Raw genomic sequence first — 13,097 nt, 5'->3', positions numbered from 1 at the left:
ATCGACCGTGATGCGCCTGTTGCTGTTGTGCTTGGTATTCTCTTCACAGGCCAATGCACAATCTGATCCCAAGATCACGGCCCAACGTGCAGCGTTGCAACTGGATGCGGCGGCAACATCGCTCATTCACGCAGCAAATGCCTCTGATCGTGTCGCCGCACTGACAGAAACAGTCAGCGCATATGAAGAAGGGCTGGTGGCCTTACGGCAAGGGTTGCGCCAAGTGGCGATCCGCGAAACAGCCCTGCGACAAATATTCGACGCCCGCAGCGCTGAGATCTCCCGCTTGTTGGCCGCGTTGCAAACAATGGAACGCAGCCCAACGCCATTATTGATGTTGCATCCATCTGGCCCCGCAGGCACGGCGCGGTCTTCTATGATGTTGGCGGAAGTTACCCCAGCATTGCAGCAAAAAGCGGAACAGTTGCGCGCACAATTAGAGGAACTGTCGCTGCTTCGTGAAATTCAAACCGGTGCGGCAAGTGAATTGCGCAAAGGCCTAGCCGGGGTACAGACCGCGCGCGCACGTCTTTCCGAAGCCCGCGCAGATCGTACAGATCTTCCCCTGCGTTTCAGTGCGGACCCCGTGGTCATGCAAGTTTTGCTGAACAGCAGCGAAACCCTGCGTGCCTTTGCCAGTGGTCTTTCTCTGCTTCCTGAAAGCCGTGGCAGCGCGTCTGGATACGGTGATTTCAACGATCTACTTGGCGCCCTTTCACTTCCTGTTAACGGCGTGATGTTACGTGGTTACAATGAACGTGACGCCGCCGGAATACTGCGCCCCGGCCTGGTCATCGCCACGCAACCCGAGGCCTTGGTCACCAGCCCATTTGCAGCGACCATTCGCTATTCGGGCCCTTTGCTTGACTATGGGAATGTGATTATCCTTGAACCCGACACGACCCATCTTATGGTTATCGCAGGGCTTGGCACACTATATGGTCGGGCTGGCGAAATCGTGAAGACAGGATCTGCCCTTGGTTTAATGGGGGGACAGGCTGATTTAGGCGCTGTTTCGCCATTTTCCACTGAGGGGGCTGGTGCCGGGCGTTCTGAAACGCTTTATATAGAACTAAGACAGGGTGAAGACCCGACAGATCCCTCGCCTTGGTTCGAATTGGCGAGCGGAAATTGATACAACCGATCCTCTGGCCCGCATGTGCAGGTCTGGCGAATGACAGGATGAGATGATGAAAAAATTTATTTTGGCCGCCTGTGCGGGCACCTTCGCCGGGGTCATCGCGACCACGCAAATCACGGGTCCGCTGCTGGCACAAGAGAGTGAACAACAAAGCAATGTTTACCAACAGCTTGATCTGTTTGGTGACATCTTTGAGCGTATTCGCAGCCAATATGTCGAAGAGGTCGACGAAGCCGAACTGATCGAAGCTGCGATTAACGGCATGTTGACGTCGTTGGATCCACATTCAAGCTTCCTGCCCCCCCAAGATTTCACCGACATGCGCGAACAGACCCGCGGAGAATTTGGTGGGTTGGGCATTGAAGTCACGCAAGAAGAAGGCTTTGTAAAAGTTGTTTCGCCCATGGATGGCACCCCAGCTGACGTCGCTGGTATGGAAGCCGGCGATTTCATCACCCATGTGGATGGCGAAAGCCTGCTGGGCCTCACCTTGAATGAAGCCGTTGAATTGATGCGCGGCCCAATCGGATCTGAGATCATCATTTCTGTAGTGCGCGAAGGGGTAGACGAGCCCTTTGATGTTTCCATCATTCGCGACACGATCAAGCTGACCGCCGTACGCACCCGTACAGAAGGCACCACTGTTGTGCTGCGCGTAACCACCTTCAACGATCAAACATTTGATAACCTTGAGGCTGGTCTTGCCAAATCCGTCGAGGAACTTGGCGGCATCGAAAACGTGAATGGCTTTGTGCTTGATCTGCGCAACAATCCAGGCGGCCTTCTGAACCAAGCAATCGCAGTGTCCGACGCCTTCCTCGACGCCGGTGAAATCGTATCGACCCGTGGCCGCGCCCCGGAAGATGGCGAACGCTGGAACGCACGTGAGGGCGGCCTCGCCCAAGGTTTGCCCATTGTGGTTTTGATCAATGGCGGTTCTGCCTCAGCGTCCGAAATCGTTGCTGGCGCTATGCAAGACCACCGTCGTGGAATTGTTGTTGGCACACGCAGCTTTGGTAAAGGCTCTGTTCAAACCATCATGCCCCTGCGTGGCGACGGTGCCATGCGCCTAACCACCGCCCGCTATTACACGCCATCAGGTCGATCCATTCAAGCGCTTGGCGTATCTCCTGACATCGTGGTCGAACAACCACGTCGCGACCCAACGGCTGAGGATGAAGCAGTTGAAACACGTCCAGGTCGCACCGAGGCGGATCTGCGTGGCAGCTTGAACAATGATTCCATCACCGAAGACGAACGTCGTCAGCTGGAAGAGGAACGCGCCAAGGTTGAAGAAGCAGCCAAGCTGCGTGAAGACGACTTCCAGCTTGCTTACGCAATTGACCTTTTGACGGGTCTGCGCGCGCTAGACACCACCAAGTAAACGCTTCGCATACATTAAACGGGCGGGGCTGATGCTCCGCCCTATTTATTTAAGGATCGGCCTATGACACCTGATGAAATCGCAGCTCTCCCTTATCGTAAAAACGCAGGCGTTGTGCTTGTGAACAAAGATGGTTTGATCTTCGGTGGCAAACGCATCGATAACCCAGGAAATGCTTGGCAAATGCCACAAGGCGGCATCGACAAGGGCGAAGACGCGCGTGAAGCTGGCCTGCGTGAGTTGGAAGAAGAAACAGGCGTATCTCGAAATTTGGTGACAGTTGAAGCTGAAACGGAAAACTGGCTGACCTACGATCTGCCCGATGATCTTATCCCTACCATTTGGAAGGGCAAATATCGGGGCCAAAAGCAACGTTGGTACTTAATGCGTTTTCATGGTCAAGATTCGGAGATTGATATAAGCAAAGAACATCCCGAGTTCTCGGAATGGCAATGGATGACCCCGGGCGCATTGATCGAAAACATCGTTCCGTTCAAGCGTGACATTTATACCAGAGTTTTCGGCGAATTTGCCACAGTGCTGCGCGGATAGCCGCTGGAATCTGAGCGACCCGTTCGCACGCTAGACCCGGCAAGGCAGATCACTATTCTGACCTAACATCTTCCGGAGTCATTGATGTTATCTTGCCGACTTTTTATGTCATGTATCTTAGCTGGTTCACTGATCTTGCCTTCGCAGGCCATGGCGCTTGACTGCCCCGCACCCGGGGTCGAAAAGTTCCTAAGTTCAGATCGGATTTCCGAATTCAGCGTTGTGTCAGGCGACCTTCATGTTGCATCTCAATATCGAATTCCACAGACCCGGTTTGGCCGTTTCATCTGGTATAATTTTCGTCGCGAACGCGTGCGCTTGCAAACATGGCAAGGGCGCATAACGGGGCAAATTCTACAACCCAACGGCCCACCCCAACCTTTTGACAATGTCGTATCTTTTAATCTGATTTGCGACGATCGTGGCACTTGTGATCATGACCTTGAGGTTCGGCGCAACTATGCATCCGGGCAAATCATGTTTCTTCAGGCGTCCAAGAATGGTGGCTATGAGGTCAACATCAGCTATTGCGATGCCCCGACATATGACACAAGCACCGAATCCTTAACACGAATTCAGCAATGCATGAATGTTGGGGGCTGTTGACCCCCAACATGTGCTTAACGATTGCGCAGACGATTTAGAACATCTTGTGACGCAAAACCGTCTGCCGTGACACCAATCGATTCTTGAAAGGCGCGGATCGCGGCTATTGTGTTCGGGCCGATAATGCCGTCTGTCCCGTCCGTATCAAAGCCAGCGCGCGTCAACCGACGTTGCAACTGCTGTTTTTGACGAAACGACAAGGGCGCATAGCCACGCGGCCAAGATGCCTGAATTGCCGGGCCACCCGCCAAGCGATCTGCAAGGTGCCCAACACCAATCACATAAGCATCAGCCGCATTGTACCGCTCAATCACGTGGAAATTATCGAAGATCATAAAGGCCGCCCCTTGGGCACCGCCAGGCAACAAAATAGACGCACGTCCATGATTGGCAACAGCACCACCATTGGCACCACGCACCCCTAATGACGCCCACTGCTGCGGGCTTTTCTTTGTTCCTGCACCTGCAAGCCCATAGTTAAACCCTTGCGGTAAAACAACTTCAACACCCCAAGGTTGCCCAAACGTCCAACCATGACGTTTCAAATATGACGCTGTTGATGCCAAAGCATCCGCCGGATTATCCGACCAGATGTCGCGCTTGCCATCCCCGGTAAAATCCTGCGCATATTCAAGATAACTGGTCGGGATAAACTGCGTATGCCCCATCGCACCAGCCCAACTGCCGGTCATGTCGCGCGGGCGCACATCCCCGTTTTGCAGGATCTTCAACGCTGCAATCAACTGTGCCTCAAAGAAGCGGCCACGGCGGCCATCATAAGACAATGTCGCCAAAGCCGAGATCAACGGAGTGCTACCTCGTGTCTCGCCATATGCGCTTTCCAGGCCCCAAACCGCCGCTACGATTTCTTTCTCAACGCGATAATGCGCTTCAACTTGGTCTAAGACGCGCGCATTGCGGCGCAAAGCACGTTGCCCATTTCGAATACGTGGCTCAGACACGGCGCCGTCAAGGTATTCCCAAATTTGCTTGGTAAATTCCGCTTGATTGCGATCACGGGCGATCACATCATCAAGGTATCGCGCATCACGAAACGCCGCTTGGAATGTACCCGATGAAATCCCAGCGCCACGCGCCCGGCTTTCAAATCCACGGATCCAACGTTGGAATCCCGCATCACTTGATCCGCTTACCAATGTCGGTGTCAATTCTTGCTCCATGATATCGTCTCCGGTCGCCAAATCAGCGGGTACAGGCCGCAAGACTGGCACAAGAGAAGTATGACCGCCTGCAGCGAACGATTGGCTGGGCATAACCCCCAACACAGCCGCTGCTAGAATATTTAAAATACGCACGTTTTCCACCTGATTTTTTGCCTCTATAGCAAAGCTTACCCGTCATTCACCGTGGCGGGAAGTCGACAAAGAGACATTCTTAGTTTCAGGCTATTTCTTGCGCTTGCGCATGACTTTGCGACTGGTTTTGCGTTCAGGGCGGGTTCCAGGTGTTTTTCCGCTTTTGGTCTTTGGTTTTTTGCCCGACCGTTTTGATGAAAAACTTCTGCTGCCTCGACCACCACGTCCGCGTGGAATTTCTTTGCCATCCACGGCAAGCAGTTCAACCCGCAGACCACCCGTCACGGGAACCGCTTCGGCCAAGCGCACGGTAACAGGCAATCCTATCGTCAAACGAAAACCACTGCTTTCACCGATCAAACTTTGCTCGTCGGCGTCAAATCGAAAATACTCGCGCCCCAAAGTTGACACAGGAACAAGCCCATCCGCGCCGGTTTCTGTCAACCGAACGAAGGCTCCAAACCGTGCAATACCGGAAATCCGACCTTCCAGTTCATTGCCCACACGTTCCGATAAAAACGCCGCCAGATAACGATCTGTCGTGTCACGTTCCGCAGTCATAGAACGGCGTTCTGTCTCTGAAATTTGGGTGCCCGTTTCAATCAACTGCGCTTCGTCTTGTGGCGACAATCCATCAAAGCCAGCCGCCGCACCTTTCCAACCATGACCAGACACCAAAGCCCGATGTACGATCAAATCCGCGTATCGGCGAATGGGGGATGTGAAATGTGCATAAGACCGAAGCGCCAACCCAAAATGCCCGAAATTATCAGGGCCGTAATAAGCCTGCGTCATACTGCGCAACGTCGAAATATTGATCAATTCCGCATGATCGGTATCCTGTGCTTGCGTCAACAAACGGTTCAGATGCGCGGTTTTCAACACCTGCCCCTTTGCCATCGTCAACCCGGACGCAATTGCGGTTTCGCGCAAGGCTTCCAACTTCACTGCACTGGGTTCTTCATGAACTCGGAACAGCAAGGGTTGCTTACGTTCAATCAGCTCTTCGGCCGCCGCGACATTCGCCAACACCATAAATTCTTCGATAAGCTTATGCGCATCCAAACGCTCGGTGAAAGCAACCGATTTCACCTTGCCGTCATCGCCCAGAACGATCTTTCGCTCGGGCAGGTCAAGTTCAAGCGGTTGACGTTCGGCCCGGGCCTTCAATGTACACCGCCAAGCGGCAAAAAGAGGCTCTAACACAGTGGAAAGCAGTGGTTTGCACTTGTCATTCACATCGCCATCAATTGCGGCTTGCGCCTCTTGATAGTTCAGGGATGCATGCGAATTCATCAGGCCACGCGTGAAACGATGTCCGATTTTCTGCCCATCGGAATTGATCTGCATACGCACCGCGATACAAGCACGGTCCACACCTTCGTGCAGTGAGCAAAGGTCACCAGACAAGCGATCTGGCAGCATAGGGACAACACGGTCAGGAAAATACGAGGAATTGCCGCGTTTGCGGGCTTCGTGGTCCAATTCTGACCCTGGCGTCACATAATGCGCGACATCAGCGATCGCGACCCAAACAACATAACCATCCGGGTTATTGGGATCGTCATCAACATGGGCGAAACAAGCATCGTCATGGTCACGCGCATCATGCGGATCGATGGTCACCAAAGCCATATCACGCAGATCTTCGCGCCCTTCTAGGCCAGCCGCAACCGCCACATCCGCTTCGGCGACGACCTCGTCTGGGAAGGCGTCAGGAATACCATGTTGGTGGATCGCGATCAGCGAAACCGCCTTGGGGGCACTTGGGTCGCCCAGGCGATCAACAACACGCGCCGAGGGCAGGCCCATACGCGTGTTTGCACTGCTGCGTTCGGCCTCAACCAGTTCACCATCGCGCGCGCCATTTACCGCATCAGGCGCGATTTTCCATTCTTTATCAGAACCTTTTTCAACGGGGAAAAGACGCCCACCTTCATGGGTTTTACGGAAAATTCCCAATATTCGCTGCGGGTTAGATCCTATTTGGCGAATAAGAACCCCATTATAGCCGTGATCTTCGCCTTGCACTTCTTGCACGCGTGCCAAGATATTCGCACCTTTGGCAAGCGCTGGCGCCCCCGGCTTTTCCAACATCAAAACACGTGGCGCTGCACCTTCGCCCTGCCAATCCTGCGGGTAGGCGAACAGATCGCCATCCGCGTCTGGTCCCGCAACTTTCAGCACTGACACGGGGGACAGCTTGCCTGGATCGCGATAGGTCTTTTTGCGCTTTTGCAAATGCCCCTCGGATTCCAGCTCACGTAAAATTCGTTTCAGATCAATTCTAGCAGCGCCTTTGATACCGAAGGCGCGCGAAATATCACGTTTAGAAGTTTGGGTCGGGTTGTCGGAAATCCACGCGAGGATTTCGTCCTTAGATGGGATACGCATTGTCATGCGCCTGCCCTATCACGCCTTTGTAGAATTGGCGAGAGCACGCAAATCAGTAACAGTATCGACATCACGCAGAGTTTGAACCTTGGCGACGCGATGATTGGGCAAGGTTTTGATTGTATCGCACAGGGCATATTGCGTCGACCAGCGCACATCCGAAAACAGCTTTGGTGGCACCGGGCGTGTGCGTTTCAGTCCAATCAGCCAATATCCACCATCATCCGCAGGGCCAAACACCGCATCATGGTCGCCCAACGCCTTGAATGCCTGCGCGATGCGATGCCGATTAATCCCGGGAATATCCGCACCAATGACGCAGATTGACCCCTTAGTTGGCATGCGAAATTGCACCCCCATTCGTGCACCAAGATCACCGCGTCCTTGTGGCACGCGACGCAAGTCCATAGGCCAGACGCGGCTTTGCAGACCTTCGTGATCGGGGGCAACGGCAAGGGTGATATCCCAACGCGGGTCACGCAGTCGCCGCAATAGTGACGTGGATTGGTGGCGAAACCACCAGGCAGATCGTGTCATACCAATGTCACGTCCAAGGCGCGTTTTCACACGCCCCGGGCGTGGTTCTTTTAGCATCACGACAACGCGTTGCCTCACCACAAGGTAAGTTCCATATCGCGATGTTCAATTCCTGCGTCATCATAGACAGGGCCAAAGGCTGTGAACCCAAGGGCTTCATAAAAAGGGATTGCGTGGCATTGAGACCCTAACACGGCCTTTTTCACGTCTTTTTGGCCCTGAAGGTGACCGACACAAGCTTTGATCAAGGCAGCGCCAACACCTTTTCCACGCCCGGTTTGCAAGACACAAACGCGGCCGATTTTGCCTAGATCACCCTTCATAAGAATGCGGGCGCACCCAATGGGCAGGCCATCCTGTTCGGCCAAAAAATGTATAGCAGTGCTATCGAGACCATCCACTTCTTCGGCTTCTGGAACGCTTTGTTCCTCAATGAAGACTTTGCGACGCAATTGTAGGCAAGTGGCGATGTCGCCCGTTTCCGACACAAGCATGGTCATGCGAAATAATCCTTCAGAACCCGGCCATAAATCAATTTCAGCTGTTCGATTTGTTCTATCTCAACGCGTTCATCCACCTGGTGCATAGTTTTGCCAACAAGGCCAAATTCCACCACCGGACAATGGCTGCGCATGAAACGCGCATCAGAAGTGCCACCCGATGTTGACAACACAGGCGTCACATTGGTTTCAGATTGTACCGCACCGGAAACCAAATTTGACAAGCTACCCGGAGGGGTGATGAAAGCCTCGCCCGAAACCTTGGTTTTCAGATCAAATTCAACGCCAGTTTCTTGCGCGACCAGATCCATTTCGCGGGTCAGCCATTCGATAATAACGGTTGATGATTGAACATCAGAAAACCGAATATCAACAGCGCTGGTGCAGGTCGCGGAAATCACATTCCCGGCGTCATTACCCGTCTCGATCGCGGTCACAACAAGTGTGGATGGGTCGAAATGTTCACTGCCGGTGTCCAGCTGATGACGCGACAGGCGATCAACCAAACGTGCCATGGCGGGCACCGGGTTCAGCGCACGATGAGGATAAGCAGAGTGGCCCTGTTTACCCCGAGCCGTAAAATGCGCCTTAAGGGATCCGCGACGCCCAATTTTGATCATCTCGCCCATTACATCTGGGCAGGTGGGTTCCCCCACAAGGCAATCAGTCATCGCCTCGTTGTTCTCGGTCATCCAATTCAAGATCTCGGTGGTGCCATGAATGGAGGGGCCTTCTTCATCGCCCGTGATTGTGATGATAACAGCACCATCCGGCGGCGTCTGTTGGACAAAATCGATGGCAGCCGCGACAAACGCGGCCACACCAGATTTCATATCCGTCGCCCCGCGCCCTTGCATAATGCCATCAACAACTTCGCCACTAAATGGATCAAAGCTCCAAGCGTCGGCGTCACCGATGGGGACAACATCTGTATGCCCATTAAAGCCAAAGGAACGGTTCGCACCGCGTGTGCCCCAACGGGCAAACAGGTTGCAAACATCATTCACATCAATGCGCGTGCAGGAAAACCCTGCCTCTGTCAGCATCGCTTCCAGCAACACAAGCGCGCCACCTTCGATTGGGGTAACCGATGGGCATTTGATAAGATCGCCGGTCAATTTTACCGGATCAACGGGGGCGTATGTCATAGAAATTCCCTGCAATTAATGCGCTGGCTTGCCTTCAAAAAATGGCGTCATCTGCGCGACTATCACTGAATTCTCATCCAATGCGCGCTGCATCAGTTCGCGTTCTTCTTCAGGAATTTCATGGCCTTCAGCGATCCGATCTTCCAAAGTGCCATAACCTGTAACATCCAGCGGCGACAGATCAGCTTGCTTCAAAATGGCAACTGTTTCGCGCACAGCTTCCGCCTCATCAACGCCGGACGCATAGCACATCAAAGCTGCGCCGGATGCCTCAGCAGGTAAGCCGTCGCCATCTTTGCGGCCGACTTCCACAAGCAAAGTAAACGCTTGCTGAGGTTTCTTTTCTTTCTTTTCTTTCTGGGTCATCGCCAGTCCTTTCTGCGTCACAGGACAATTCCCAATAGCTATGCCCAATTCCCGCCGAAATAACCAGAGCACCCGCTACATTTCCTTTTGCAATACCAGAAACTGTGATGGTAAGTAGCCCCCACCTTTTTCAGAGGAATCGGCATGTGTAAGTTGACGAGGACCAGAGCGTTTTTCTGGTAGAAACTCTTTCGGAAATTGGTAGTGAGTGTTTTGTTATGTATAAGCTTTCCGGTATTCGCCCAAGACTTGGGCAACGCGTCCATAGATGACGTACCACTGCGTTTTGCCACGGTAGAACGCCCACCTTTTGCAATGAATATCGATACTGACCCACAGGGGTTTTCAATTGACCTTATGCGCGACATCGCAAGCGAAATGGGACAAGAAGTAGAATTCATACCCTTCAATAGTTTTCCTGAGGTCTTTGAGGCCATCGAAACCGGTGATGTGGACGGGGCGATTGCGAATATCTCGATCACCGCCGCACGGGAAAAAACCATGGATTTTTCCCAACCCATCATTGCGTCCAGCCTGCAAGTCATGCTGCGCCAAGATAAACAGGCCAATCCAATCATCGATGCCGTATTTAGTCTGGATATTCTCTATGCGATCCTTGCCGCCTTTGGTTTGTTGTCCGTAGGTGGCTTTATGATGTGGTTCTTTGAACGCAACAGTCAGCCCTATTTCGATCGCCCCATGTTGGCCGCGGCCTTTCCTTCCTTTTGGTGGGCCTTGAACCTTGTCGTGAACGGTGGCTTTGAAGAACGCGTACCACAGTCAAAACCTGGCCGTGTTTTTGCGGTTCTTCTTGTGATCTCATCGCTGTTCATCGTGTCCATTTTTGTGGCGACAATCACCGCATCAATCACCGTAGGGGCAATCAAACAAGGCGCGACATCCCTGGCAGACATAGAACAACATCATATTGCGACAACAGAAGGCTCAACCGCATCCGCCTTTTTGTCAGCACGCGAAATCAGCCACGTAACCACCCCTGATTATGCCGCGCTCATTGAGGGTTTTGAAAATGAAGAATATGGTGCTGTGTTCTTTGATCAACCAATATTGTCTTGGTATGCCCGCACGCAATCAAGCGGTGAGGTGCGCTTGCTTGATCGCAGATACCACCCCGAAAACTATGGCATTGCGCTGGCCCAAGGCAGCCCAAAACGCGAGGCCATTAATCGCGCGTTGCTGACCTTACGTGAAGTTGGAAGATACGACCAAATCCATACCAAGTGGTTCGGCCTGCAATAACCGCCCTTCCAATAGGCGCCGCCTGTAAGCAAGCTTGCGGGCGGCTCGCAGGCGGGTTAAAGCAAGGATAACGAAATAGATCCACAGGAATCCTGGCATGTCGATTGACAAGGACACCGCCGCACGGGTGGCGAAACTGGCCCGTATCAAGGTTGAAGATGACGCACTTCCAGCGCTGGCGCAGGAATTCAACGCAATTCTCGGCTTTATCGAAGAACTGAACGAAGTTGACGTTGAAGGTGTTGAGCCAATGACATCTGTGACTCCGCAGCGGTTAAAGCGTCGCGTGGATGTCGTGAATGATGGCGACCAACAAGCCGCCGTCTTGAAGAATGCGCCCGATGCGCGTGAAGGGTTCTTTGCTGTGCCGAAGGTGGTTGAATAATGACTGATCTGAACAAACTGACCATCGCCGACGCACGTGACGGTATGCGCAAAGGTGATTTCACATCTGCCGAAATCACCGAAGCTTGCCTGACAGAAATCGACGGCGCATCTGCGCTGAACGCATTTGTACATGGCACCGCTGATATGGCGCGTGAACAGGCTGCGGCTGCGGACACACGCATCAAGGCCGGTGATGCACCTAACATGTGCGGAATTCCTTTGGGTATCAAAGATTTATTCTGCACCAAAGGTGTGCCAAGCCAAGCCGCTTCGCGCATTTTGGAAGGCTTCAAACCAGAATACGAAAGCACAATCACCAGCCAGCTGTTTGACGCGGGCGCTGTAATGCTTGGCAAGTTGAACATGGATGAATTCGCCATGGGGTCCTCAAACGAGACCTCTATTTATGGCGACGCTGTGAACCCATGGCGTCGTGAAGGTTCAGACGCGAAGATCACGCCTGGCGGCTCGTCCGGTGGGTCCGCTTCCGCTGTTGCTGCTGATCTCTGCTTGGCTGCGACCGGCACAGACACGGGTGGTTCCATCCGTCAACCCGCTGCTTTCACTGGCATCACAGGCATCAAACCCACCTATGGTCGCTGTTCACGTTGGGGCGTTGTTGCCTTTGCGTCCAGCCTTGATCAAGCGGGTCCAATGACCAAAACCGTGCGTGATTCTGCGATTATGTTGCAGGCGATGTGTGGTTTTGATCCAAAAGACAGCACAAGCGCCGATCTGGCAGTGCCTGATTTTGAAGCGGCGATCACCGGTGACATTCGCGGCAAGAAAATCGGTATTCCAAAAGAATATCACATGGATGGCATGCCCGCCGAGATCGAAGCGCTTTGGGCCGATGGCCGCGCAATGCTGAAAGATGCTGGCGCTGAGATCGTCGACATTTCCCTGCCGCACACAAAATACGCGCTTGCCGCTTATTATGTAATCGCGCCTGCGGAAGCGTCTTCAAACCTCGCGCGTTATGATGGTGTGCGTTACGGCCACCGCGCAACTTTGGGTGCAGGCGACGCGATTGATGACATGTACGAAAAGACCCGCGCCGAAGGTTTCGGTGCTGAGGTTCAACGTCGTGTGATGATCGGCACCTATGTGCTGTCCGCTGGTTTCTATGACGCCTATTACAACCGCGCACGCCGCGTTCGCACCCTGATCAAACAGGATTTTGAGAACGTCTTTAATGCCGGTGTAGATGCCATTTTGACCCCGGCCACACCATCCGCCGCCTTTGGCTTGGGCGAGATGAAGAACGCTGATCCCGTGCAAATGTATCTAAATGATGTCTTTACGGTCACAGTCAACATGGCAGGCCTTCCCGGCGTCGCCGTGCCAGCAGGCCTCGATAAACAAGGGCTTCCATTGGGTTTGCAGCTAATCGGACGTCCGTGGGAAGAAGGCGATCTGCTGAATTCCGCCGCCGTACTGGAACAGGCCGCTGGTTTCGTTTCCAAGCCCGCCAAATGGTGGTAAAAGCACCTAATTATAGGTGAA

Annotated in this window: 13 protein-coding genes; 7 read left to right on the top strand and 6 right to left on the bottom strand. The window is 53.3% G+C overall.

All coding sequences use genetic code 11. From position 1 onward, the window contains the following. Positions 1 to 10: 10 nt before the first annotated feature. From RJ38_RS09725 to RJ38_RS09710, 4 genes are all read left to right on the top strand, one after another. Positions 11 to 1,135, top strand: a complete 1,125-nt coding sequence (locus RJ38_RS09725) for a murein hydrolase activator EnvC family protein (protein ID WP_039018898.1) — start codon at positions 11 to 13, stop codon at positions 1,133 to 1,135. Between the two features lie 55 nt (positions 1,136 to 1,190). Beyond that, on the top strand, positions 1,191 to 2,525 hold the full coding sequence (locus RJ38_RS09720; protein ID WP_039018897.1) for a S41 family peptidase: 1,335 nt from the start codon (positions 1,191 to 1,193) through the stop codon (positions 2,523 to 2,525). Between the two features lie 63 nt (positions 2,526 to 2,588). Next, complete coding sequence (locus RJ38_RS09715) at positions 2,589 to 3,077, top strand: RNA pyrophosphohydrolase (RefSeq protein WP_039018629.1); 489 nt, start codon at positions 2,589 to 2,591, stop codon at positions 3,075 to 3,077. Positions 3,078 to 3,182: 105 nt separating this feature from the next. After that, positions 3,183 to 3,683, top strand: coding sequence for a hypothetical protein (locus tag RJ38_RS09710; RefSeq protein WP_039018628.1), 501 nt, complete (start codon positions 3,183 to 3,185; stop codon positions 3,681 to 3,683). A gap of 14 nt (positions 3,684 to 3,697) precedes the next feature. On the opposite strand, the gene RJ38_RS09705 is transcribed toward RJ38_RS09710, so the two are convergent. From RJ38_RS09705 to RJ38_RS09680, 6 genes are all read right to left on the bottom strand, one after another. Beyond that, positions 3,698 to 4,957: a lytic murein transglycosylase gene (locus tag RJ38_RS09705; protein ID WP_052245336.1), complete on the bottom strand. Its 1,260-nt coding sequence runs from the start codon at positions 4,955 to 4,957 to the stop codon at positions 3,698 to 3,700. 132 nt (positions 4,958 to 5,089) lie between these two features. Then, the gene (rnr, locus tag RJ38_RS09700) at positions 5,090 to 7,399 is read right to left on the bottom strand and encodes a ribonuclease R (protein ID WP_039018627.1); all 2,310 of its coding nucleotides are present in this window, start codon (positions 7,397 to 7,399) and stop codon (positions 5,090 to 5,092) included. Between the two features lie 12 nt (positions 7,400 to 7,411). Next, the gene (locus RJ38_RS09695; RefSeq protein WP_420319413.1) at positions 7,412 to 7,987 is read right to left on the bottom strand and encodes a TIGR04282 family arsenosugar biosynthesis glycosyltransferase; all 576 of its coding nucleotides are present in this window, start codon (positions 7,985 to 7,987) and stop codon (positions 7,412 to 7,414) included. Between the two features lie 17 nt (positions 7,988 to 8,004). Further along, positions 8,005 to 8,424, bottom strand: a complete 420-nt coding sequence (locus RJ38_RS09690) for a GNAT family N-acetyltransferase (protein WP_039018894.1) — start codon at positions 8,422 to 8,424, stop codon at positions 8,005 to 8,007. Between the two features lie 2 nt (positions 8,425 to 8,426). Then, positions 8,427 to 9,578, bottom strand: a complete 1,152-nt coding sequence (gene dapE, locus RJ38_RS09685; RefSeq protein ID WP_039018626.1) for a succinyl-diaminopimelate desuccinylase — start codon at positions 9,576 to 9,578, stop codon at positions 8,427 to 8,429. Positions 9,579 to 9,593: 15 nt separating this feature from the next. After that, positions 9,594 to 9,944, bottom strand: a complete 351-nt coding sequence (locus RJ38_RS09680; protein WP_039018893.1) for a hypothetical protein — start codon at positions 9,942 to 9,944, stop codon at positions 9,594 to 9,596. Positions 9,945 to 10,148: 204 nt separating this feature from the next. Between RJ38_RS09680 and RJ38_RS09675 the strand changes: the two genes are divergently transcribed. The 3 genes from RJ38_RS09675 (at position 10,149) to gatA (ending at position 13,076) form a co-directional block, all read left to right on the top strand. Beyond that, complete coding sequence (locus tag RJ38_RS09675; protein WP_082005695.1) at positions 10,149 to 11,204, top strand: transporter substrate-binding domain-containing protein; 1,056 nt, start codon at positions 10,149 to 10,151, stop codon at positions 11,202 to 11,204. 97 nt (positions 11,205 to 11,301) lie between these two features. Continuing rightward, positions 11,302 to 11,589: an Asp-tRNA(Asn)/Glu-tRNA(Gln) amidotransferase subunit GatC gene (gene gatC / locus RJ38_RS09670; RefSeq protein WP_039018625.1), complete on the top strand. Its 288-nt coding sequence runs from the start codon at positions 11,302 to 11,304 to the stop codon at positions 11,587 to 11,589. Then, positions 11,589 to 13,076, top strand: coding sequence for an Asp-tRNA(Asn)/Glu-tRNA(Gln) amidotransferase subunit GatA (gene gatA / locus RJ38_RS09665; RefSeq protein WP_039018624.1), 1,488 nt, complete (start codon positions 11,589 to 11,591; stop codon positions 13,074 to 13,076). The genes gatC and gatA overlap by 1 nt, the downstream gene beginning before the upstream one ends. Positions 13,077 to 13,097 lie beyond the last annotated feature (21 nt).

The sequence above is a fragment of the Halocynthiibacter namhaensis genome, from assembly GCF_000812685.1.
GTDB lineage: Bacteria > Pseudomonadota > Alphaproteobacteria > Rhodobacterales > Rhodobacteraceae > Halocynthiibacter > Halocynthiibacter namhaensis.
This window is presented reverse-complemented; position numbering and strand designations above follow the sequence as displayed.